The sequence below is a fragment of the Spiroplasma endosymbiont of Lariophagus distinguendus genome (genome assembly GCF_023846195.1).
Classification (GTDB): Bacteria; Bacillota_I; Bacilli_A; order Mycoplasmatales; family VBWQ01; genus Spiroplasma_E.
In genome coordinates, this window is record NZ_JALMUW010000177.1 from 1 (window position 1) to 576 (window position 576).

At 22.0% G+C, this 576-nt stretch carries 2 pseudogenes; both read right to left on the bottom strand.

What is annotated here, in order from left to right:
• Positions 1–219: pseudogene (locus M0D11_RS07485) on the bottom strand (hypothetical protein); the annotation flags it as partial.
• Positions 195–576: pseudogene (locus tag M0D11_RS06410) on the bottom strand (hypothetical protein); the annotation flags it as partial. The pseudogenes M0D11_RS06410 and M0D11_RS07485, both read right to left, overlap by 25 nt.

The window sequence follows — 576 nt, forward strand, 5'->3', positions numbered from 1 at the left end:
AAAATTTTCTATATCATTTTCTATTTTTATAAATATTTCTTTAGCAGCATAACCAGTTGAAGCTATAGGAATTATTATTTTATTTTTATTTCTAGCAATTTCAAATTCATTTAATACACCTTTTGATAAAACAATATTATTATTTTCATCCATTTTATTACCAAAAATAAATAGTACAATGTCTGCTTTATCTATTAACTGATTACGATATTTGGTCAACTTTTTTTAAATTGTTGAGGAAATGGTCATACATCAAGAATTTTATCCAAAACAATACTATTTTCTTTGGCATACTTAACAGCACCACTTACTATTTCATCACCAACGCCGATTCCAAATGCATTTATTATTTTCTTATTTTCTTTACATAAGAAATTTGATAAATCAAATACAAATTTTTTACTTTTCTTTATAGTACCAAATTCTTCATAATTATTAGCTATACCCGAAATAAAAATATTTCTCTTCAAATTATTATTAGTTGCAGAATTAAATATTTCTGCTTTTGAATCGCAATAATTGTTTAATAATAATGTTTTAAAATTAATGTTTTTAAAACAATTGTGACTTATAGAA